The 24,361-nt window shown below is 29.1% G+C and carries 22 protein-coding genes and 1 pseudogene; all 23 read left to right on the forward strand.

Features of this window, described 5'->3' with window-relative positions:
- Nucleotides 1-75: 75 nt before the first annotated feature.
- A pseudogene (locus tag WG951_RS14830) lies at nt 76-216 on the forward strand (16S rRNA (guanine(527)-N(7))-methyltransferase RsmG); the annotation flags it as partial.
- Nucleotides 217-455: 239 nt separating this feature from the next.
- Entirely contained in the window at nt 456-1,442 is a 987-nt protein-coding gene (locus tag WG951_RS14835) for an SDR family oxidoreductase (protein ID WP_105047724.1), read from the forward strand.
- Entirely contained in the window at nt 1,439-2,722 is a 1,284-nt protein-coding gene (locus WG951_RS14840; protein WP_105047725.1) for a nucleotide sugar dehydrogenase, read from the forward strand. The genes WG951_RS14835 and WG951_RS14840 overlap by 4 nt, the downstream gene beginning before the upstream one ends.
- A 4-nt stretch (nt 2,723-2,726) precedes the next feature.
- Nucleotides 2,727-3,659, forward strand: coding sequence for a Gfo/Idh/MocA family oxidoreductase (locus tag WG951_RS14845; protein WP_105047726.1), 933 nt, complete (start codon nt 2,727-2,729; stop codon nt 3,657-3,659).
- A gap of 117 nt (nt 3,660-3,776) precedes the next feature.
- Nucleotides 3,777-4,898, forward strand: a complete 1,122-nt coding sequence (gene wecB / locus WG951_RS14850) for a non-hydrolyzing UDP-N-acetylglucosamine 2-epimerase (protein ID WP_105047727.1) — start codon at nt 3,777-3,779, stop codon at nt 4,896-4,898.
- Nucleotides 4,898-6,109, forward strand: coding sequence for a UDP-N-acetyl-D-mannosamine dehydrogenase (wecC, locus tag WG951_RS14855; RefSeq protein WP_340914604.1), 1,212 nt, complete (start codon nt 4,898-4,900; stop codon nt 6,107-6,109). The genes wecB and wecC overlap by 1 nt, the downstream gene beginning before the upstream one ends.
- A 352-nt stretch (nt 6,110-6,461) precedes the next feature.
- Nucleotides 6,462-6,893: an adenylyltransferase/cytidyltransferase family protein gene (locus WG951_RS14860; protein WP_105047729.1), complete on the forward strand. Its 432-nt coding sequence runs from the start codon at nt 6,462-6,464 to the stop codon at nt 6,891-6,893.
- Nucleotides 6,894-7,027: 134 nt separating this feature from the next.
- On the forward strand, nt 7,028-7,450 hold the full coding sequence (locus WG951_RS14865) for an adenylyltransferase/cytidyltransferase family protein (RefSeq protein ID WP_105047730.1): 423 nt from the start codon (nt 7,028-7,030) through the stop codon (nt 7,448-7,450).
- Nucleotides 7,451-7,635: 185 nt separating this feature from the next.
- Nucleotides 7,636-8,958, forward strand: coding sequence for a UDP-glucose dehydrogenase family protein (locus WG951_RS14870; protein ID WP_105047731.1), 1,323 nt, complete (start codon nt 7,636-7,638; stop codon nt 8,956-8,958).
- 7 nt (nt 8,959-8,965) lie between these two features.
- Complete coding sequence (locus WG951_RS14875) at nt 8,966-9,916, forward strand: GDP-L-fucose synthase family protein (protein ID WP_105047732.1); 951 nt, start codon at nt 8,966-8,968, stop codon at nt 9,914-9,916.
- Nucleotides 9,917-10,023: 107 nt separating this feature from the next.
- Nucleotides 10,024-10,368, forward strand: a complete 345-nt coding sequence (locus WG951_RS14880) for a four helix bundle protein (protein ID WP_105047733.1) — start codon at nt 10,024-10,026, stop codon at nt 10,366-10,368.
- Nucleotides 10,369-10,532: 164 nt separating this feature from the next.
- Nucleotides 10,533-11,663: a GDP-mannose 4,6-dehydratase gene (gene gmd / locus WG951_RS14885; RefSeq protein WP_105047734.1), complete on the forward strand. Its 1,131-nt coding sequence runs from the start codon at nt 10,533-10,535 to the stop codon at nt 11,661-11,663.
- 72 nt (nt 11,664-11,735) lie between these two features.
- Nucleotides 11,736-12,758, forward strand: coding sequence for an NAD-dependent epimerase (locus WG951_RS14890; protein ID WP_105047735.1), 1,023 nt, complete (start codon nt 11,736-11,738; stop codon nt 12,756-12,758).
- A 52-nt stretch (nt 12,759-12,810) separates the two neighbouring features.
- Entirely contained in the window at nt 12,811-14,067 is a 1,257-nt protein-coding gene (locus tag WG951_RS14895) for an oligosaccharide flippase family protein (RefSeq protein ID WP_105047736.1), read from the forward strand.
- 29 nt (nt 14,068-14,096) lie between these two features.
- Nucleotides 14,097-15,266, forward strand: coding sequence for a glycosyltransferase family 4 protein (locus tag WG951_RS14900; RefSeq protein WP_105047737.1), 1,170 nt, complete (start codon nt 14,097-14,099; stop codon nt 15,264-15,266).
- 281 nt (nt 15,267-15,547) lie between these two features.
- A complete protein-coding gene (locus WG951_RS14905; RefSeq protein WP_170062851.1) occupies nt 15,548-16,615 on the forward strand; it encodes a hypothetical protein in 1,068 nt (355 codons plus the stop codon).
- A 307-nt stretch (nt 16,616-16,922) separates the two neighbouring features.
- Complete coding sequence (locus tag WG951_RS14910) at nt 16,923-18,095, forward strand: glycosyltransferase (protein ID WP_170062852.1); 1,173 nt, start codon at nt 16,923-16,925, stop codon at nt 18,093-18,095.
- Complete coding sequence (locus tag WG951_RS14915; protein ID WP_105047740.1) at nt 18,095-18,649, forward strand: WcaF family extracellular polysaccharide biosynthesis acetyltransferase; 555 nt, start codon at nt 18,095-18,097, stop codon at nt 18,647-18,649. Before WG951_RS14910 ends, WG951_RS14915 begins: the two co-directional genes overlap by 1 nt.
- A 4-nt stretch (nt 18,650-18,653) precedes the next feature.
- On the forward strand, nt 18,654-19,400 hold the full coding sequence (locus WG951_RS14920; RefSeq protein WP_105047741.1) for a glycosyltransferase family 2 protein: 747 nt from the start codon (nt 18,654-18,656) through the stop codon (nt 19,398-19,400).
- 1 nt (nt 19,401) lies between these two features.
- Entirely contained in the window at nt 19,402-20,325 is a 924-nt protein-coding gene (locus WG951_RS14925; protein WP_211296689.1) for an NAD-dependent epimerase/dehydratase family protein, read from the forward strand.
- A gap of 3 nt (nt 20,326-20,328) precedes the next feature.
- On the forward strand, nt 20,329-21,303 hold the full coding sequence (locus WG951_RS14930) for an MraY family glycosyltransferase (protein WP_105047742.1): 975 nt from the start codon (nt 20,329-20,331) through the stop codon (nt 21,301-21,303).
- The gene (locus WG951_RS14935; RefSeq protein WP_105047743.1) at nt 21,293-22,399 is read left to right on the forward strand and encodes a DegT/DnrJ/EryC1/StrS family aminotransferase; all 1,107 of its coding nucleotides are present in this window, start codon (nt 21,293-21,295) and stop codon (nt 22,397-22,399) included. Before WG951_RS14930 ends, WG951_RS14935 begins: the two co-directional genes overlap by 11 nt.
- A gap of 29 nt (nt 22,400-22,428) precedes the next feature.
- Nucleotides 22,429-24,342, forward strand: coding sequence for a nucleoside-diphosphate sugar epimerase/dehydratase (locus WG951_RS14940; RefSeq protein WP_105047744.1), 1,914 nt, complete (start codon nt 22,429-22,431; stop codon nt 24,340-24,342).
- The last annotated feature ends 19 nt before the right edge of the window (nt 24,343-24,361 follow it).

A 24,361-nucleotide genomic window follows, 5' to 3' on the forward strand; every position in this document is an offset into this window, starting at 1 on the left:
CACAATAACGAAGATACTTTAAAATCAAATAAAAATGTATTCTATTTAAAATAAACCACGGTTTTAAAACGGAATTTATACTTAAAAGGTGGTGATTTAACTGAAGAATTAAAATTATACACCTCTGCAACGATTTATAATTTACCAGATTATTTTGATGAAGATTTTTATGAAACCAAAAAAGTGGTTCATTTAGCCATGAAATTTAAAGGCTAATATTTTAACTGATATTTGTTTAAATTATTTAAGATAACTTAACATATAAGTTGTCTTAAATAGTTGTATTCTAATTTTAAATTTGATAATGTTGGTTGCAAGTAAAATTGTTTGTTTTATTTAGTGTGTAATAGATTTGAATTTTCAATAGACATTCCTAATTACAACTTTTTTGTGTTGAGCCATGATTCTTTTATTATATTTGTTTCTTTTAAAAAAAATAGCTAAAACATTTGTTAATGGATATTAAGTTGTCAGGGAAAAAGATACTTGTTACAGGAGGTGCTGGTTTTATTGGTTCTAATCTGTGCGAGGCTTTACTTGAAAAAAATAATACGGTAATCTGTTTAGATAATTTTTCTACAGGAAAAAGAGAAAACATCGCTTCTCTTAAAGAAAACTTAAACTTTTCATTAATTGAAGGAGATATAAGAAATCTAGAAGATTGTATGTTGGCAGCTTCTGGTGTAGATTATATTTTACATCAAGCAGCTTTGGGGTCTGTTCCAAGGTCCATAAAAGATCCTATTACTACAAATGATGTGAATGTTTCTGGGTTTTTAAATATGTTAGTAGCAGCAAGAGATAACAATGTAAAAAGATTTGTTTTTGCGGCGAGTTCATCTACGTATGGAGATTCAGAATCGTTGCCAAAAGTAGAAGGTGTTATTGGGAAGCCGTTATCACCTTACGCAGTTACCAAATATGTAAATGAGTTGTATGCAGATGTTTTTGGTAAAACATATGGCTTAGAAACAATTGGGTTAAGATATTTTAATGTTTTTGGAAGAAAGCAAGACGCTAATGGAGCGTATGCGGCGGTAATACCTAAGTTTGTAAATCAGTTTATGAGTTTAGAATCTCCGGTTATCAATGGAGATGGTTCTTTTTCTAGAGATTTCACATATATAGACAACGTTATTCAGGCAAACTTACTGAGTTTAATTGCAGATAAAGAAGCGGCTAATGAAATTTATAATGTTGCATTTGGAGATAGAAATACTTTAATTGATTTATGTGATTCTTTAAAAGAGTTTTTATCGAATTATAATCCAAAAATAAAGGATGTAGAAGTGGTCTTTGGACCTAATAGAATTGGAGATATTCCACATTCTCACGCAGATATATCAAAAGCTAAGAAATTATTAAATTACAACCCAAAATTCTCTTTAAAAGAAGGTTTAAAAGAATCGATAGATTGGTATTGGGAAAACTTAAATAAATGAGTAAAATTAAAATAGGTATTATTGGTTTAGGCTATGTTGGCTTACCATTAGCGAGACTTTTTGCAACAAAATTTTCTGTTGTTGGTTTTGATATCAATCAAACTAGAATAGAAGAACTTGGGCAAGGTAAAGATGTTACTAGAGAGATTTCTAAAGAACTTTTAGATAAAGTTGTACTTAAAGAAAACAAAAATGATGTAGGGTTATTTTTTACATCAAAATTAGAAGATTTAAAGGATTGTAATTATTTTGTAGTTACGGTTCCTACGCCAGTAGATAAAAATAACAGACCTGTTTTAACTCCTTTAATAAAAGCAAGTGAAACCGTTGGGAGTGTTATTAAAAAAGGAGATATTGTAATTTATGAATCTACGGTCTATCCTGGGGCAACAGAAGAAGACTGTGTGCCTATTTTAGAAAGAGTTTCTGGTTTAGTTTTTAATAAAGATTTTTTTGTAGGATATTCTCCGGAAAGAATAAATCCGGGTGATAAAAAACACACTGTAGAAAAAATATTAAAAGTTACTTCTGGATCTACGAAAGAAGTAGGTGAAAAAGTAAATGATTTATATGCGTCTGTAATTACAGCAGGTACACATTTAGCGCCTTCAATTAAAGTTGCAGAAGCAGCAAAAGTGATTGAAAATTCTCAGAGAGATATTAATATTGCTTTTGTAAATGAATTGGCTAAGATTTTTGGGTTGATGGATATCAATACACAAGATGTTTTAGAAGCTGCAGGTACAAAATGGAATTTTTTACCTTTTAAACCAGGTTTAGTTGGTGGGCATTGTATTGGTGTAGATCCTTATTATTTAGCTCAAAAAGCACAAGAATATGGTTATCATCCAGAAATTATTTTGGCAGGTAGAAGAGTCAATGATGGAATGGGTAGATATGTAGCGTCTGAGGTTGCTAAATTGATGATTCAGAGAGATATTGAGGTAAAAGGAGCTGAGGTTTTAGTTTTAGGAATCACTTTTAAAGAGAACTGTCCGGATGTTAGAAACACAAAAGCTGTAGATCTTATTTATGAATTAAAAGAGTATGGAGCAAACGTAACTATTTTTGACCCTCATGCAAATTCAAAGGAGGTTGAAAGAGAGTATCAGTTAGCGTCTAGCGTTGTTTTACCAAAAAAGAAATTTGATGCTGTTATCTTAGTGGTGGCACACAAAGAATTTCTTAGTTTGGATTTTACAGACCTTAAAAAAGAAAAATCAATTGTATACGATGTAAAGAATTTTTTAGATTCTAAACACGTAGATAAGTCACTATAACGAAATGAAAAATTTTGCATTAATAGGTGCTGCAGGATATATTGCGCCAAGACATTTAAAAGCTATTAAGGAAACAAATAACCAGTTAATTGCTGCTTTAGATAAGTTTGATAGTGTTGGTGTAATGGATAGTTTTTTTCCGAAAGCAGATTTTTTTGTAGAATTTGAAAGATTTGATCGCCATATAGAAAAATTAAAAAGAGGTGGTACACATTTAGATTATGTAAGTATTTGTACGCCTAATTATTTGCATGATTCTCATATTAGAATGGCATTAAGAAGAGGTGCCGATGCTATTTGTGAAAAACCATTAGTTTTAAATCCTTGGAATGTTGATGCTTTAAAAGATATCGAAAAAGAATCTGGGCAAAAAATAAATACAATTTTACAATTAAGACTACACCCAAGTATTATTGCATTAAAAAACAAAGTAGCAGTAGAAAATAAAGCGGGTAAATACGATGTAGATTTAACATATATTACCTCTAGAGGCAGATGGTATGATATTTCTTGGAAAGGAGATGAAAGTAAATCCGGAGGAATTGCAACAAATATTGGAGTCCATTTTTACGACATGCTTTCATGGATTTTTGGGGAAGTTCAAGAAAATATAGTACATGTTAGAGAGAAAGATAAGTCGGCAGGATATTTAGAATTTAAAAATGCTAGAGTACGCTGGTTTTTATCAATTAATGAGGATGATTTACCAGAAGACATAAAAGAAAAAGGACAAAGAACTTTTAGGTCCATCACTATTGATGATCAAGAATTAGAGTTTAGTGCTGGTTTTACAGATTTACATACTAAAAGTTACGAACAAATATTAAAAGGAAACGGTTTTGGGTTAAAAGAGTCGGAAGCATCCATAAAAATTGTTCATAATATACGAAACACATCCATCAGTACAATTGGAGAAAAACACCCGTTTATTAAGTAAAAAAGATTTTCTAAGTTAAAATCAACTTATTTATAAAAACATGTAGTTTTTACTTAAGGTAAGGATGTTGCCTTAAAAAGGGAGCGTCATAAGATTGTATTATTTTGAATAAAAATAATGAAAAAAAAGAATCTATTAATTTTCGGCACAAGGCCAGAAGCTATTAAAATGGCACCTTTAGTTAATCAATTTTTAGCCGATAAAAGGTTTGAAACAAAGGTTTGTGTTACAGGTCAGCATAGAGAAATGTTAGATCAGGTTTTAAGTTTTTTTGATATTACTCCAGATTTCGATTTGTGTTTAATGAAACCCAATCAGAATTTATACAACTTAACGGGAGAAGTAATTTCTGGGTTAAAACCTATTTTAGAATCATTTAATCCCGATTATGTGTTTGTTCATGGAGATACAACAACAACTATGGCAGCAAGTATTGCTGGTTTTTATTCCGGAGCAAAAGTTTGTCATGTAGAAGCAGGTTTAAGAACCCATAATATGTTGTCTCCTTTTCCCGAAGAGATGAATCGTCAGGTAGCAAGTAGAGTTGCAACGTATCATTTTGCGCCAACCATTAAATCAAAAGAAAATCTTTTAGGAGAAAATATATCCGAAGAAAATATTTTAATTACAGGAAACACTGTTATTGATGCTTTGTTAGAAAGTTCTAATAGAGTAGGTGATTTAGATAATGAGGATGTTAAAGAAATTAAAAGTAAAGTTAATGTTGATAAGAAAATCATTTTAGTAACGGGACATAGAAGAGAAAATCACGGACAAGGATTTATAAATATTTGTGCAGCTCTTAAAGAAATAGCAGTTAATAATCCAGATGTAGAAATAGTATATCCGGTTCATTTAAATCCGAATGTATTAAAGCCTGTAAATGAATTGTTAGGCGCTATTAGTAATATTCATTTGGTAAAACCATTGTCATATCCATCTTTTGTTTGGTTGATGAATCAGTCGTATTTAATAATAACAGATAGTGGAGGTGTACAAGAAGAAGCGCCAAGTTTAGGAAAACCCGTTTTAGTAATGCGAGATACCACAGAAAGACCAGAAGCTGTAGAAGCAGGAACGGTTATTTTAGTAGGTACAGATCGTGCTAAAATTGTAAGTGAAACGCAAGCGTTGTTAGATGATGCAAAAAAATATCAATCAATGAGTTCTTTGCATAATCCGTATGGAGATGGAAAAGCGTGCAAAAGGATTATTGAATTTATTTCAAATTTAGAATAATGAAACAAGTAGAAGTTGTAACGATAGGTTTAGGGTATATTGGTTTGCCAACATCAGCATTAATAGCACAAAACGGAATTCAAGTCCACGGTGTAGATATTAATCAACATGTTGTAGATACTATTAATCAGGGTAAAATACATATCATAGAACCAAGTTTAGATATTGCTGTAGAAGAAGCTGTAAAAAAAGGTTTTTTAAGGGCAGACATAAAACCAGTAGAAGCAACTACTTATTTAATTGTGGTGCCTACTCCTTTTAAAGGAAACCATGAGCCAGATATTTCTTATGTAGAATTGGCAACAAAGAATATTATTCCGTTTTTAAAAGAAGACGATTTATATATTATAGAATCTACTTCGCCAATTGGTACTACAGAAAAAATGAGAAGACTTATTTATGATGTAAGACCAGAGCTAAAAGATAAATTAAACATTGCCTATTGTCCGGAAAGAGTTTTGCCGGGAAATGTAATGCATGAGTTGGTTTATAATGATAGAGTTATCGGTGGTGTAGATGAAAAATCTACCCAAAAAGCAATTGATTTTTACAAGCAATTTGTAAAAGGAGCGTTGCATGCTACCAATGCAAGAACAGCAGAAATGTGCAAGTTAACAGAAAATTCCTCTAGAGATGTACAGATTGCATTTGCAAATGAGCTTTCATTAATTTGTGATAAGGCAGGTATAAATGTTTGGGAGTTAATTAATTTAGCAAACAAGCATCCAAGAGTTAATATACTGCAACCAGGTTGTGGAGTTGGAGGGCATTGTATTGCTGTGGATCCTTATTTTATTGTATCCGATTACCCAATGGAATCTAAGATTATAGGTACAGCGCGTGAGGTAAATAATTACAAGTCTTTTTGGTGTGCAGAAAAAATTCAGAATGAGAAATTAAAATTTGAATTAAAGCATGGTAGAAAACCAAGTATTGCCTTAATGGGGTTGGCTTTTAAACCAAATATTGATGATTTGCGTGAATCTCCAGCAAAATACATTGCTCAGAAAGTTTTGCAAAATACCAACAATGAAGAATATTTTATTGTTGAACCTAATATTACAGAACATAATATATTTAAAATTACAAATTATAAAGAAGCATATAAAAAGGCAGATATTGTAGCGTACCTAGTTGCTCATAATGAATTTAAAACATTACCTGTAGATTCAGAAAAGGTTGTTTTAGATTTTTGTGGTGTTATGAAATGATTAAATTTTGAATTATGATATTCATTAAAACGGAGCTTCTTTTATCGAATCATTCTTAAAAAGAGGTGTAATCTAATGTAGATAAATCAATGAAGGAGTTTGTGGTAGATGATTTCTAAATTTTAACGTACAAAATGAATGTTTTTTTAACAATATGAAAGTTTCGCTTTTTACATCTCAATATAAATAAGGTCTTGTGTTTAAGTTGAGTTTATTTTTTTGATTATTAATGGTTTAAGTGTGTCTTTTTGTTGTTTTATTTTTGATTGTATTTTTAATTGAAATGACCGCAGTGTAGGTAGGTCCTTTGTTTATTAAATAATTAACATATATTTGCACAAAAAATAAATTTATGAAAGTAGGTATTACCTTTAGTGCTTTTGATTTATTTCATGCTGGGCATGTAAAAATGTTAGAAGAAGCAAAAATGGAATGTGATTATTTAATTTGTGGCTTACAGACAAACCCAACTTTAGATCGTCCAGAAAAAAATATGCCAGTACAATCTGTAGTCGAGAGATACATTCAGTTAAAAGGATGTAGATTTGTAGATGAAATTGTTCCTTACGCAACAGAACAAGATTTAGAAGATATCTTAAGATCTTTTAAAGTAGATGTCCGTATTATAGGAGATGAATATGCTAGCAAGCAATTTACAGGTAGAAAATATTGTGAAGAAAAAGGAATCGATTTATTCTTTAATAAAAGAGAGCACCGTTTTTCTAGTAGTGGACTACGTAAAGAGGTTCAAGAAAAAGAGAACTTAAAAAAGAAAGATAAGTAGGCAGTACTTACTTATTTATAGTGTTTTAATAACATATTTTTTTATTAAATTAATTCACTTGTTTTTGTAGAGAAAAGATAGGGGAAAAACCTTTTTTGCTACTTAGAAATTAAACATATATTTGCAGAAAAAAAATGAAAAAACTTATTATAGTATCAGGGTATTTTAATCCAATTCATAAAGGACATTTAGAGTATTTTAATAATGCAAAAGCTTTAGCAGATGAGTTGTTTGTTATTGTAAATAGCGATTTACAAAGAGGGTTAAAAGGTTCTAAAGAATTTCAAAATGAAGAAGAGCGTTTGTTTATTGTAGAAAATATTAAATCGGTAGATAAAGCAATGATCTCTGTTGATAAAGATAGAACTGTTTGTGCCTCTATACGTGCTATTCATGAGAAGTACGGAAAAGAATATCAATTAGGTTTTGCTAACGGAGGAGATCAAGATAATAATTCAATTCCAGAAGCACCTGTTTGTAAAGAATTGAATATTGATTTAATTGATGGTTTGGGAGATAAAATTCAATCTTCATCTTGGTTGTTGAAAAATAATTAAGTTTAGAATAAGCACTTATTTATAAGTGTTTTTTTTATAAACTTATTTAACTAAAATGTTTATTTGGTTAAATAAGAATTGTTTTATAGAAAAGAATATTAAGAAGTAAAAAGAGTACACGGTTTTAAGTAAAAAAGATATTTTTTTACAAATTGTGATAAAATAAAAATAAACAAATAAATAGTATGAATGTTGCTGTAATTGGGTCAGGTTATGTTGGTTTAGTTTCTGGTACTTGTTTCGCAGAAATGGGGAATAAAGTGACCTGTGTAGATATAGATCAAAAGAAAATTCAAAAATTAGAAGAAGGAATTATTCCTATTTTTGAACCAGGTTTAGAACAAATGGTTTTAAAGAATGTAAAAAATAAAAATTTATTTTTTACAACCAATTTAGGAAATGCTATTAGTGATGCAGAAATTGTTTTTATTGCTGTTGGTACACCAATGGGTGATGATGGTTCTGCAGATTTACAATATGTTTTAGCCGTAGCAAAGTCTATTGGAGAAACAATGAATAAAAGATTAATAGTTGTTGATAAATCTACTGTACCTATTGGTACTGCAGATAAGGTAAAAGCAACCATTCAAGCAGAACTAGATAAAAGGAATGAAAATATAGAGTTTAGTGTAGTTTCAAATCCTGAGTTCTTAAAAGAAGGAGCTGCTATCGGCGATTTTATGAAGCCTGATAGAGTAGTAGTAGGTGCTGACTCAGAATATGCAGTTTCTAAAATGAAAGAATTATACCATCCTTTTTGTATGTCTCATGATCGTTTTATAAGTATGGATATTCGTTCTGCGGAAATGACAAAATATGCAGCAAACACCATGTTGGCTACAAAAATTTCATTTATGAATGAGATTGCTAATATTTGTGAAAGGGTAGGTGCAGATGCTAATATGGTTAGAATAGGTATTGGTTCTGATAAAAGAATTGGATATAGTTTTATTTACCCAGGTGCAGGTTACGGAGGGTCTTGTTTTCCTAAAGATGTAAAAGCTTTAAAGAAAATTGCAGAAGAAAACGGGTATAAAGCAAACTTAATAGAATCCGTAGAGAATGTAAATGATGCTCAGAAATTAGTAATTGCTAACAAGATTGTAAAACGTTTTGGAGAAGATTTATCAGGAATGACTTTTGGTTTATGGGGATTGGCTTTTAAACCGGGTACCGATGACATGAGAGAAGCTCCAGCAATTTATATTGTAAAAGAATTAGAAAAAAGAGGAGCAAAAGTAAAAGCTTATGATCCTAAAGCAATTGAGGAGTCAAAAGAATTTTACTTAAAGGATGCTAAAAATATAACATACTGTACTTCTAAGTACGAAGTTTTACAAAATGCAGATGCCTTAATTTTATTAACGGAATGGAAAGAGTTTAGATCTCCGGATTTTGTAGAAATTAAGCAACAACTAAAGACTCCTATTATTTTTGATGGTAGAAATCAATACAATGCCTTTAATTTAGAAGAAAAAGGATTTGAGTATTTTCAAATAGGGAAATAAAAAAAAGATGAAAAAAGACACTAAAATTTATATTGCAGGTCATAGAGGCATGGTAGGTTCTGCAGTATGGAGAACTTTAGAGAAAAAAGGATATACAAATCTAATAGGGAAAACGAGTAAAGAGCTTGACTTAAAAGATCAGGTGGCGGTACTTCATTTCTATCAAAAAGAAAAACCGGCAGTTGTTATAGATGCTGCTGCAAAAGTGGGTGGTATTTTAGCCAATAATAATTTCCCATATCAGTTTTTGATGGAAAACATGCAAATTCAAAATAATCTAATAGATAGTGCCTTAAAATCTGGGATTGAAAAATTTATATTTTTAGGAAGCTCTTGTATCTATCCAAAATTTGCTCCTCAGCCATTAAAAGAAGAGTATTTACTAACAGATTCTTTAGAGCCTACAAATGAATGGTATGCTCTTGCAAAAATTACAGGAGTAAAAGCATGTCAGGCGATTAGAAATCAGTTTCAAAAAGATTATGTAAGTTTAATGCCTACAAATCTGTATGGTACACATGATAATTTTGATTTAAAATCTTCTCATGTATTGCCTGCAATGATTCGTAAATTTCACGAGGCAAAAAACAATAATAATTCAGACGTAATGTTGTGGGGAAGTGGAACTCCAATGCGTGAATTCTTATATGTAGATGATATGGCAGAGGCAGTGGTGTATGCCTTAGAAAATAAATTACCAGAGTATTTATATAACATAGGTACTGGAGAAGATTTGACGATTAAAGAATTGGCAGAAACCATTCAACAAGTTGTTGGGCATGAAGGAAAATTAGTTTGGGATAGCTCTAAACCAGATGGAACACCAAGAAAATTAATGGATATTTCTAAAATGCACAACTTAGGTTGGAAGCATAAAGTTGATTTAAAGCAAGGGATTGAAAAAACCTACACTTGGTTTTTAGAAAATATAGAAAATTTTAAAGAAGTTAAATTGTAAAAGTCGTTATTCGTCTTTCGTTTATCGTTAATCGTCCATCGTTAACCGTCGATCGTCCAACGAGAATCGAACAACGTTCAACGAAAACCGAGCAACGAAAAAAAAATATGGAATGTAAACTAGAGGTTTGGAAATTGGCACATCAATTAACTCTTGATGTATACGAAGTTTCAAAAAACTTTCCTTCTTCAGAAAAATTTGGGTTAACCAATCAAGTAAGAAGAAGTTCTAGTAGTGTTCCAACAAATATAATAGAAGGGCAAGGGAGGCAATATAAAAAGGAATTTATTCAGTTTTTATATATTGCTAAAGGCTCTTTGGAAGAAGCAAATTATCAATTGTTTTTGGCAAAAGATTTAGAGTATATTTCTAATGAACAATATATGAAATTATTTGATCTTTGTACGAGAATTAAAATGATGTTATATAAATTAATAAGTTCTTTAAAGTAGTTTTTGGTCTTTCGTTAACCGTCCATCGTCCAACGAAAATCGAACAACGAAAATCGTCCATCGTCCATCGAACAACGAACAACGAAAACCGAACAACGAACAACGAACAACGAAAACCGAACAACGAACAACGAACAACGAAAATCGAACAACGAACAAAAATCATGAATAAAGTAGCATTAATTACAGGGATTACCGGTCAAGACGGCTCATACTTAGCTGAGTTATTATTAGAAAAAGGATATATCGTACACGGTATTAAAAGAAGATCATCTCTTTTTAATACAGATAGAATAGATCATTTATATCAAGACCCACACGACCCGGATCAAAGATTAAAATTGCATTATGGAGACTTAACGGACTCTATGAATTTGACACGTATTATACAAGAATGTCAACCTGATGAAATTTATAATTTAGGAGCAATGTCTCACGTAGCGGTTTCTTTTGATACGCCAGAATATGTAGGTAATGTAGATGGATTAGGAACTTTAAGAATCTTAGAAGCAGTAAGAATTTTAGGTTTAGAAAAGAAAACAAGAATTTATCAAGCTTCTACTTCAGAGTTATACGGTGGAATGCCAGAAAATAAAAATGAAAGAGGCTTTTATGACGAATCTTCTCCATTTTACCCTCGTTCTCCTTATGGAGTAGCAAAAATTTACGGTTTTTGGATTACAAAAAATTATCGTGAAGCTTATGATATGTTTGCTTGTAATGGTATTTTGTTTAATCATGAATCTCCAAGAAGAGGAGAAACGTTTGTAACAAGAAAAATTACACGTGCCGTAGCTAAAATAGCTTTAGGATTACAAGAAAAAGTGTTTTTAGGTAATTTAGAGGCAAAACGTGATTGGGGGCATGCAAAAGATTATGTTCGTATGATGTGGATGATCTTACAAGCAGATAAACCAGAAGACTGGGTAATTGCTACTGGTGTTACTACAACTGTAAGAGACTTTGTACGTTTGGCTTTTAGTGAAGTTGGGATAGAAGTAGAATTTAAAGGAGAAGGTGTTGATGAAAAAGCGTACGTTATAGCATGTAATCATAAAGATTTTCAAATAGAAATAGGTAAAGAAGTCTTATCTGTAGACCCTTCTTACTTCCGTCCAACAGAAGTAGATTTGTTAATTGGAGATCCTTCTAAAGCTAAGAATGAATTAGGATGGGTGCCAGAGCATGATTTGGCTTCTTTGGTAAAAGATATGATGAAAGGTGATGTTTCTTTAATGAAAAAAGATGTTGTTTTATTAAAAGCAGGTCATGAAATTTTAAAACAGGCTGAGTAAAAAATACTTAATATTTACTTTAAAAATGGATGATTAAATATTAGGACTTAATTGTATTATTAAAAAAAATAAATGAAAATATTAATTACAGGAGCGGCAGGTTTTATTGGGTTTCATTTGTCTAAACGATTATTAGCCAAAGGGCATGTGGTAGTGGGTATAGATAATATTAATGATTATTACGATGTAAATTTAAAATATGCTCGATTAAAAGAACTAGGAATCATTAGGGGACAAGCGGAAAAATTTTTAAATAAATCTACAGGAGATTTATTTAATGATGCATTCCAATTTGTGAGAATGAATTTAGAGGATCGAGAAAATTTACCAATCCTTTTTAAGGATAATAAGTTTGATGTTGTTTGTAATTTGGGAGCTCAAGCTGGGGTTCGTTATAGTATTGAAAATCCAGAAACGTATATTGATAGTAATGTTGTAGGTTTTTTAAATATTTTAGAATGTTGTAGACATTATAAAATTAAACATTTATTATATGCAAGTAGTTCTAGTGTTTATGGACAAAACAAGAAAATTCCTTTTTCAACTTCTGACAATGTAGATTACCCTATTAGTTTGTATGCCGCAACTAAAAAGAGCAATGAACTAATGGCACATACTTATAGTCATTTATTTGGAATACCAACTACGGGATTGCGTTTCTTTACTGTTTATGGACCATGGGGAAGACCAGATATGGCTCCAATCTTATTTGCAGATGCGATATCTAATAATAGAGCTATTAAGGTCTTTAATAATGGAAATATGCGTAGGGATTTTACTTATATTGATGATATTATTAGTGGTATTGAGATTTTATTAGCAAATGCTCCCAAAAAAATAAATGAAAAGCCTCCTTATAGAATTTCAAATATTGGAAATGGAAGCCCAGAATCTTTGGGTGATTTTATTAAAGCAATAGAGGTTAGTCTGGGGGTAGAGGCGAAAAAAGAATACTTACCAATGCAACCTGGAGATGTTCCACAAACATGGGCTGACATTACAGAAATTGAAAAATTAGGTTATAAAAGTACGACAGGAATTAATGAGGGAGTTAAAAAATTTATTGTTTGGTTCTCGGAATTTTATTCTAAATAAAATTGAAATTAGCTTGCTTAAATAGTAATGTTTTTAATTAGATTAAAATTGGATGAAAAATAAATTTTTAAAGTTATATTCAGGAAATAAAGATATAGTTAAGAATTTTTCTTATTTAGCAATATTACAAGTGTTTAACTTGGCAGTACCTCTTATAACCTTACCTTACCTATTAACCGTTTTAGGTAAAGAAAATTATGGTTTAATAGTATTCTCTCAAACATTGGTTTCGTATTTTTTGATTTTAATAAATTTCGGATTTGATATTATAGCTACAAAAGAGGTTTCACTGCATAGAGATGATAAAAAAAAGCTTTCTGAAGTTGTAAGTAGCGTTTTTATAGTTAAGGGAATATTTTTTATTATTTCTTTTGTGATTTTGCTTACATTGTTACCCTTGTTTTCAGATGAAAGACTTAAGTATTTATTGATTTTCATGATGTATTTGTGTTTTTATGAATGGATTTTTCCAGTTTGGTATTTTCAAGGAAAGGAAGAAATGAAATATATAACTATAGTAAACATGATAAGTAGGGTTATATTTTTAATTTTAATCTTTTTTGTTGTTAAAAATGAACAAGATTTTTTAAAAGTACCCATTATTAATGGAACTGGTTGTTTTTTTGCTGGATTAGTTTCTATATGGCTGGTGTTTAAAAAAGATGGAATTAAATTCAAATTTCAAAAAATTAGTGTTTTAAAAAAGTATGTTATAGAAAGTTTTCCCATATTTTTTGGAAATATAGCAGGGAAAATTAAAATCTTAAGTAATAAAGCAATATTAGGGTCTTTTGTAGGAATGGAAATTCTTGCAGTTTATGATGTTGCCGATAAAATTAAAGATCTATTTATATATTTTCTTCAAATTATAGTCTCTGTTTTATTTCCTAATGTAGTAAAAAGTAAAAATGGAAATTTAGTTAGAAAGATTATAAAAATCATTTTTTATAGTTCAATTCTCATATTTTTATTGACGAGTTTAATGATTTATTTCACGACTAAGTATTATTTTAATAGTGATTTTGATGTTTTATATATATTCTTATTCTTAGGTCTTTTAATTATTCTGCAGCCATTGAGTTATATGATTGGAGTAACGGTATTATTGGTTAATGATTTAAAAAAAGAGTATACTTTAAGTCTTTACTTATCTGTTTTATTTTATATACTATTAAATTTAAGTTTTTATTTATTTGGTCAGATAACAGTTTATAGTGTGTCATTGACGCTTTTACTTTCTGTTTTGTTTGAATTAATAGTGAGAATATTAATTAGTAAAAAAAATAAATTAATAAAATGGATTTTTTAACTACGTATAATAAATAAACCTATTATTTAATGAATATTTTAATAAACCTAAATTCTTCTTCTAAGGATGTGAAAAATCCCTTTCATGGGGGTAATGAATATGCTAATAGAATAGTTATAGAAATTATAAAAGCGAATAAAGTTAATACATTATATTTTTATTGTTTATCAAAAAAGTATATTGATAGTAAAGTTTTAGAAACAATAAAAAATAAGAATAGTAATTCTATTATTGTTGATCAAAGTAAGTGTTATAATATTGAAGATGCTATAAAAAAGTACAATATAGGAAGACTATTTGATCCGTTAGGTGTTGGGTTGGGGAATTTAAATTTAGTTGATATTGATGTTGTGTATACTGTGCATGGTTTAAGACCTGTAGAATTATTAACAGATATTAATGAGTATTATTTTGAAGGTAAAATTAAATATGTTTTAAAACATATACTTGCACCTTATTTTAATAATAAATATAAAAATAAGTTTAGGAATGTAATTAATTTAAAAGCTAAAAAGAAACAATTAGTGGTTGTATCGGAACATACAAAAAATACAATTGTTACTCTATTTGGTACAAACCCAGATGACATATCTGTTTTTTATAGTCCGGAGAAAATATTCGAAAAAACTAATTTACTTGAAGAGAAAAACTTTTTTTTAAAAACAAATATTATCCCTAAAGATTACTTTCTATTAGTTAGCTCTAAGCGGTGGGTAAAAAATACTTATCGAGCGATTAAGGCATTTGATGATTTAATTGATAAAGGTCTTTTAACAAAAAAAATAGTTTTAACGGGGGTAAATAGTAAAGTTAAGAAAGTAGTAAAAAATAAAGAAATGTTTTATTTCTTGGATTATGTACCATCTAAAGAATTAGAGATTTTATACAAGAATGCTTTTTGTTTTGTGTATCCTTCTTTAAATGAAGGGTTTGGTTATCCGCCTCTAGAAGCTATGAAATATGGAACCCCCGTAATAGCTTCTATGATTACGGCAATTCCAGAAGTAGTAGGGGAAGCATGTTTAAAGTTTAATCCATTTTCAATTTTAGAAATACAATCCAGAATCTTTCAAATACAGAATGATGATAATCTTAGAAAAGAACTTAGAATTCTTGGAAAAAAAAGATATGTACTAATATCTAACAAGCAAAAAGAAGATTTAATTAAATTGGTTGATATAATTTTATTAAACGAATGAGAGTTGGTTATAATCATAAGAATACACAGGTAAATACTTTATTATTCGTTTTTATTTTTTTAAATGGGTTGTTAATTTCAGTAACAAATTTTCAGTCAATATATTCGTACGTATATACTTTCTTTCTTTTTTGTTTAATAAATAAATTTATAAAGGCAAAAACATTTTTTTTAAAAAATTTTTTAGTATTAAATTTTTTTATTTTCTTATCAATTCTACTATACTGGGGACAATATTTGATAATGCCAGATTGGTTTGGTTTTACGGGTATGTATGGAGGTGTGGGAACAGATGATAGTAGATTTTTTGCGGGGGTTGCCTCAAGTGAAATTAATATTCCTAGATATGCAAGGGGATATATCGGTATGGATCATGGTTTTGTTGATTTTCTTAAAATTTTATATCCCTTTAAGATTGTCCATCCTTTAACAATTATTATACCTAATCTTTTAGGAATTTGTTTCATACCTTATTTTACATATAGGTTAAGTTTTCATTTAACAAATAATTTAAAAGTAAGTAGATTGAGCTTTTTATTAGTTGTAATTTGTCCTGTAATTTTATCAAATGGTTTGATTTTAATGAGAGATGGTTGGGTTGCCTTTTTGAGTATTGCTGGTGTATTCTATTTGTTAAATAGGAATAATAAATCATTTATAATTATATTAATAATATTGTTTTTAGTACGTCCTGGTTCTGCTATATTGTTGCTCTTAGCGCCTGTGTTTTACTTTAAGAAATCTATATTAAAAGGAAATAATTTTAACAAGATTCCTAAGGTGGTTTTGGTTTTCTCAATGGTTGCAGTCCTATTATATTTAATGCTACCATTTTTAACTGAATATTTGGCCGTAAAAGGATTGGATAGTTTTGAGCGTGCGGGTTTTGTTGAAACTACTATAAAAAAGGCAGATGCAGGTTCAATTATTTATAAAATTTATACTTTACCAATTTATTTAAAAATACCGATTGGTTTTATTTTTTTCTTATTCCTACCTTTTTTTCAAGGAGAGTTTTATACCTTAAATATTTTAAATATTAGAACTATAATGTTTTCAACTATTATGCCAATTCTTTCTTTATTTTATTTTAAGTATTTTTTTTCAGGTGTGGTGTATATGTATCAAAGAAACGAAAAAGAAATGAAACTATTTTTTTACCTATTTTGTTTTTTTTTACTCATTATAAGTCAAGCCTCTATACAGCCAAGACATAAAACAGCATTAATGCCTTTTTTTTATATTCTTGTTGCTTATGGTGTTCATAACGGGAATTCGTCATCTAAAGCTTTTGGTACGTTTGTTTTTGTGTTTTTATTTGTAATTCAGTTTTATATGGCTTTATTCTAAAAAAAGGAAAGTTAAAATATTGATTTTAATTAATATAATATAATGGAGTTCGGGTTTTTAATAAAATCGATTTTATACTTGAATAATAATTAATGTGTGTAATTTTAGTTATGAAAGAGTTAAAATAATTGCTAATAATGTAGTTATAATAATATATTTATTCATTAATATATTGTCTCTGAATAGTATTATTATGTCAAGAAAAATATATAGAAGAAAATTGATGATAAATAATATTTTATCATTAAATTATTATGATAGTAACAAATTTGTCTATTTAAAAAAGAATAGTCTTAAAAATTTTTTTATGAAAATTAATGTTTTATTGTTGATGGGAACCAACTCCAGAAATGCTGGTGGTTTATTTAATAGTGTAAAAAGTCTGGCTAAAGAGTTGCATACAGATAAGCAAACAGAACTTTCTGTTTTGTCTCATAATGATGGTTTTAGTCCAGAAGATATAAAAACATGGGGAAATTTAAATATGTTAATTTACTCTGTGTTAGGCCCGTCTTCCTTTGGGTTTTCCCTCGATTTATTTAAAATATTAAAAAAGAAGAACCCTCAGATAATTCATCAACAAGGTATATGGATGTTTTCTTCTAAGATGGCTTTAAAATTTTTAAAATTAAATAATTCAGTAAATATAATAACACCAAGAGGCATGCTAGATTCTTGGGCAATTAACAATTCATCATTTAAAAAGAAATTGGTTGGTACTTGGTTTGAATATAAAAATTTAAAAAATGCTGATTGTATTCAAGCTCTTTGTAAATCTGAATATCTCGCAATTCGTGACTTTGGGTTAAAAGTTCCAGTAGCAATTATACCTAATGGAATTAATCTTCCAGAAAATAAACCTTTGAAAAAATTAATTAATAATCGCGAAAAGAAAATATTATTATTTATTGGAAGAATCCATCCTAAAAAAGGTTTAGATAATTTAATAGAGGCACTATATATTATAAATAAAACCCATTCTGAATTGTTAAATAAATGGGAGGTTAGGATTGCTGGTTGGAATCAAGTAAAGCATCAGGAATTTTTGATGGAAAAGTGTGCGAAATATAAATTGGAAAAAGTTATTACTTTTATAGGTTCTGTGTATGGAGAAATTAAAGAACAAGAATTAATGAATGCTAATGCTTTTATTTTACCGTCTTTAAGTGAAGGTTTACCAATGTCTATTCTTGAGGCTTGGTCGTATAAATTACCTGTAATTATGACAAAAGAATGTAATATACCTGAAGGATTTGAGAATGGAGCGGCTATTGATATTAATCATGATCCAAAAGATATGTCTTTGGTTTTAAAAGATTTGTTTTTAAAAGAAAATAATGAATTATTAGAAATTGGGGTTAATGGTTATGAATTAGTTAAAAGTAAATTTACTTGGGAGAAAATTGCAGAGGATACTAAAGAAATGTATTCTTGGGTATTAGGAAAGTCTGAAAAACCACATTTTATACATTTAGACTAATGCATAAAAAGGTTCAATTTCAGTTATATAATAATCATTGGTATAAACCGGGATCAAAAATTAAAATATTAATATGGTATTTTATAAATATTTTATTTTTTATAAATCCACTAAATCCTTTATCATCCTTAAAGGTATTTATACTTAGAATCTTTGGAGCAAAAATAGGAAGTAATGTAGCTATCAAACAAAGTGTTAATCTAAAATATCCGTGGTTATTAGAAGTAGGAAATAATGTTTGGATTGGAGAAAATGTTTGGATAGATAACTTGGCAAAAGTAAAAATAGAAGATAATGTTTGTATTTCTCAAGGAGCAATGTTACTTTGTGGAAATCATGATTATAAAAAGTCTAGTTTTGATTTAATTGTAGGGCAAATTGTTTTAGAGGAAGGTTCTTGGGTTGGAGCAAAATCGGTTGTTTGTTCAGGAGTAACTTTGAAATCTCATGCTATTTTATCTGTGGGGTCTGTAGCAAATAAAGATTTAGAAGCGTATTCCATATATCAGGGTAATCCAGCAGTAAAAATTAGAAAACGAAATATAGTAGAATAAATTTATGAAAATATCTATCATCACCGTTTGTTACAACAGTGCTAAAACCATTGAAAAAACATTCAAATCGGTAGCTAACCAAACCTATACAGATATAGAATATATTGTAGTAGATGGAGGTTCTAAAGACACTACATTAGAGATTGTCGAAAAATATAAAAAAATAGTGTCTCAATCTGTTTCTGAACCAGATAAAGGTTTGTACGATGCCATGAATAAAGGAATTAAAATGGCTACAGGAGATTTAGTAGGTATTTTAAATTCTGATGATATTTTTACAGATGAAAGCGTTTTAGAAAATGTAGCGAATTTTCATAAACAGAATAATATAGATGCTTCTGTAGGAAATATTATACAGTTTAATGAAGAAGGAAAAACGGTGCGTAAATATTCTGCAAAAAACTGGAATCCGGAAAAACTAAAAATTGGTTTTATGCCTGCGCATCCTGCCATCTTTTTCAAAAGAGAATTATTTGATCAATTTGGAAATTATCAATTAGATTTTACCATTGGTGCAGATTATGAGTTAATTACACGCTTTTTCTTAAAGCATAAAATTTCATGGAAATTTTCTAATATTACTACAACTTCTATGTTAATAGGAGGTTTAAGTAGTTCTGGTGTGAGTAGTTATCAGTTGATATCGAAAGAAATTAATAAAGCATTGACTAGAAATAATATAAAATTTAGTTATTTAAAAGTACAATTAAGAGGTTTTTGGAAATTAATAGGTTTTTTAAAGAAAAAGTAATTTGAATACGAACTTACATATCATAACGGGACATAAAGGGTTTGTTGGTCTTAATTTAGTAAAGTATCTTAAAAATCAACAAAAAGAAATAAAAGGAGTTTCTCGCAAACCATCAAAGAATGAGCTTAGTTATAAAACATTAAGTTTAGAAGTCTTTAAGACATCTAAAAGTTGTATTCATTTGGCTGGTAAAGCGCATGATTTAAAAAAGACATCTGATGATTCTGAGTATTATAAAGTAAATACAGAATTAACAAAGTTGCTTTTCGACAAGTTTTTACAAAGTGACTGTGAAGTTTTTATCTACATGAGCTCTGTAAAAGCAGCGGCCGATGAAGTTGCAGGTGTTTTAACAGAAGAAGTTATTCCTAATCCTGTAACCGTATACGGGAAATCTAAGTTAGCTGCCGAAAATTATATTTTGTCAAAAGAAATCCCTAAAAACAAAAGAGTTTATATCTTAAGGCCTTGTATGATTCATGGTCCTAATAATAAAGGGAACTTAAATTTATTATATAGTTTTGTTTCTAAAGGCATTCCGTATCCTTTTGGGAAATTTGAAAATAAAAGATCTTTTGTGTCAGTTGAAAATTTGTGTTTTGTTATTAATGAATTAATAGATAACAAAAATATTACATCTGGTATTTACAATATAGCAGATGATGAGAGTTTGTCTACAAATCAATTAGTTTCTATTATTGGTGATGTTGTTAACAAACAAGCAAAAATAGTAAATGTACCAAAAGGCTTGGTTAAGTTAATTGCTAAAGGTGGAGACGTTTTACCATTACCTATAAACTCGGAAAGACTACAAAAGCTTACCGAAAATTATGAAGTTTCTAATTTGAAGATAAAAAAAGCAATGCAAAAAAACTTACCTTTGTCAGCTGAAAAAGGCTTACAAAAAACAATTGCATCATTTTAGATTATGGAAAAATATTTTTTTATTTTAGTATTATTAGCAGTCATTTCTTTTCTCTATTTAAAATTAGCGGTAAAGTTTAAAATTATTGACAAACCCAACCAAAGAAGTTCACACACAAAAATAACTGTTAGAGGAGGAGGAATTATTTTTCCTATTTCAATTTTATTGTTCTTTTTTCTAAATGATTACCAATATCCTTATTTTTTATTGGGTGTTTTTTTAATTTCCGTTGTTAGTTTTTTAGATGATATTTATACGTTAAGCTCTAAGATTAGGTTTCCTTTTCAGTTTTTAGCAGTCTTTTTAATACTTTATCAAGTAAGTTTTCCTTTTGCACCCATTTACCTATTTGCTTTTTATTTAATTATGGGAATTGGGGTTGTAAATATGTTTAACTTTATGGATGGCATCAACGGAATTACAGGAATTTATAGTATCTGTGTTTTATTAGGGTTGTTTGTTATAAATAGGAGTGAACATTTAGTAGATGACAACTTAATTATATATCCACTACTGTCTTTAATCGTTTTTGGATTTTATAATTTTAGAAGGAAAGCATTGTTTTTTGCTGGTGATATTGGTAGTATCGCGATAGGGATGTTAGTCTTTTTTCTAGGCTTTTTATTTGCAGTTAGATTATCATCACCTTTAATTATTTTATTAGTAATAGTCTATGGTGCAGATGCAGGTAATACCATCTTGTATAGAAAACTTTTTACAAAAGAAAGTATTTTTGAAGCACATAGACATCATATTTATCAGAAGTTAGTAGACGTATATAAAATGTCTCATTTAAAAGTTGCGGGTATTTATGGAATACTTCAGATAATAATCAATTTAGTAATTTATAAGACCTATACATTAGACGTATCTAGTCAGTTTTTAATTTTCTTCGGATTAATTGTAGGCTTTATAATTGCATATGTTTTGCTTTTTAAAACGATTCAGAAAAAAGTAGCCTTAAATAATGAGTCATAAAATTTCTTTATCGGAATCTACTATAAATATTGATATGGAAACGTCGTTTTCATCAATTGATGGGGGATTTGTTAATCAATTTGAACAAACTTTAGAGGAATATTATCAACAAGAAAAAAAAATTGTTGCATTAAACTCGGGTACTGCGGCCATACATTTAGCCTTAATTTTAAGTGGAGTAGAAGAAGGAGATGAAGTTTTGTGTCAGTCTTTTACATATGTCGCAACAGTAAGCCCTATTATATATCAAAAAGCAATACCTGTTTTTATTGACAGCGAGAATGAAACATGGAACATGTGTCCTGTTCAGTTAGAACTCGCTATAAAAGATCGGATTGCTAAAGGGAGAAAACCAAAAGCAATTATTTTTGTACATTCTTACGGAATGCCGGCAAAGATTGATGAAATTGTTGCGGTTTCTCGTAAATACAAGATTACTTTAATTGAAGACGCTGCAGAAGCCTTGGGCTCTGAGTATAAAGGAAAAAAATGCGGTACTTTTGGGGATTTTGGAATCCTTTCTTTTAATAATAATAAAATTGTGACCACCTTAGGAGGTGGGGTTTTAATTTGTAAAACAGAAGAGGAAAAGCAGAAAGCAATTTTTTATGCAACGCAGGCAAGGGAAAATGTAAATTATTATCAGTATAAAGAAATTGGTTTTAATTATAGAATGAATTCTTTTGCAGCTTTTATAGGTGTTTCTGAATTTAAAAAGTTAGCTGATTATCTAAAAGGGCGTTTAGATATAAACAGCTTTTATAAGAAACATTTGAGAGTGTTTAGCAATATTACGCTATTAAAAAATCCATCAATAGATTTTAGCTCTAACCATTGGTTAAGTTGTATTAGTATTGATGAAAAAAGTACTAAGAATACCAGAGATAAACTGATGGATTGTTTTATCCAAAATAATATTGAATGTAGATTTTTATGGAAACCGATGCATTTACAGCCTGTTTTTAAGGGATACCCTTATTATGGAGCAGAAATAGCAGAGAACCTTTTTAATAAAGGTTTATGTTTACCATCTGGAGTAAATTTGAGCGAAAATGATTTAGAGAGAATTTTAAGTTCAATAAAGAAAATTTTGTAGATTTGTCAACAAACTAGAACCTTGAAATAATGATAAGAAATTTTGTGTTAAGAACGTTAGATAAATATGCTTCTAAATGGGTAGTTTTTTTTATAGATTTATTTTTAGTATTCGTTTCTTTTTTTGTAGCTTATTTTATTCGATTTAATGTTAGCTTTAATTTTAACTTTTCAAACTTATTAAATCAAATACCTCTGGTATTGTTTTTTGCTGTTGTAAGTTTTTTAACGGTTGGGTCTTACAAAGGTATTATTAGACATACTGGAGTTCGTGATGCTTTTAATGTATTTATAGCAAGTACATTATTGTGTTTATTGCTATTATTAGCAGTAACTGTTAATGTTTTTTTTAAGGTAATAGATTCTTTTTATATACCAAAATCTATCATAATTATTCATTATTTGGTAACTGCCTTAGTACTTATTTTAAGTAGATTTATTTTTAAAGCTTTTATAGAAGTATTATCTACAGAGTTAGATGCAATACATAATGTACTTATTTATGGTGCAGGAGATTCTGGTATTATTGCTTTTAGTGCTTTAAATAGAGACAAAAAAAATAATTATGATGTAATTGGGTTTATTGATGACAATAAAAATAAAATTGGAAAAAAGATTGATAGAGTTAAGATTTTTAATCCAGATGTGATTACTAAAAAATTCATCGAAAAACATGCTGTAGATGAGGTAATTATTTCTATTCAAAATATAAAACCCAATAGGTTATTAGCCATTACTGATAAATTTATAGATTTAGATATTGATGTAAAAATTGTGCCACCTTTATCTAAATGGATTGATGGGGACTTAAATGCCAATCAAATTAGACAGATTAAGATAGAGGATTTATTAGATAGAGCACCAATTATTATTGACAATCCTATTGTGCAAAGAGAGGTAGACAATCAAGTAGTACTAGTCTCGGGAGCAGCAGGATCTATAGGTAGTGAAATTTCTAGACAATTAAGTTTGTATAACTGTAAATTAATTGTTTTAATTGATCAAGCAGAATCTCCTTTATATGATTTACAACAAGAGTTAATCCAGAAAGGAATCACCAATTTTGTCGCCATTGTATCAGATGTAAGAGATCGATTTAAAGTAGAACGTATCTTTAAAAAATACAAACCCAAAAGAGTTTTTCATGCGGCAGCTTATAAGCATGTTCCTTTAATGGAAAAGTCTCCTTACGAAGCAATCAAAGTAAATGTATTAGGAACCAAAAATTTGGCAGATTTATCAATAGAATATAAAATAGATCGATTTGTGATGATTTCTACAGATAAAGCTGTGAACCCAACAAACGTAATGGGGGCTTCTAAAAGAATAGCCGAATTATATATTAGTAGCGTTAGTAAAAGCTCTAAAAAAACCAAATTTACAATTACAAGGTTTGGTAATGTTTTAGGATCTAATGGTTCTGTAATTCCGTTGTTTAAAAGACAAATAGAAAATGGAGGGCCTTTAACGGTAACCCATAAAAAAATTACAAGATATTTCATGACCATCCCAGAAGCTTGTAGCCTAGTTTTAGAAGCAGGTACCATGGGGAAAGGTGGTGAGATTTATATTTTTGATATGGGGAAATCTGTTAAGATTTTTGAAATAGCAAAGAGAATGATTTATTTATCCGGATTGAATTACCCTGATGATATTGATATTAAAATTACAGGGTTAAGACCTGGTGAAAAATTATATGAGGAGTTATTGGCTGATGGAGAAAACACCACTAAGACCTATCATGATAAAATAATGATTGCCAAAACGCAAAAGTTAGACAACTCTATTGTTAAAATGAAAATAGATGATTTGGCACTTAACTTTAACACCTTAAACAATAGTGAACTTGTAAAATTAATGAAAGAATTGGTGCCAGAATATGTTTCTAATAATTCTGAATTTGAAATATTAGATGTAAAAAATTCCGAAGTCAATATAAAATAGTATTTTCGCAAAAAAAAAA

The organism is Polaribacter butkevichii (assembly GCF_038024105.1).
Classification (GTDB): domain Bacteria; phylum Bacteroidota; class Bacteroidia; order Flavobacteriales; family Flavobacteriaceae; genus Polaribacter; species Polaribacter butkevichii.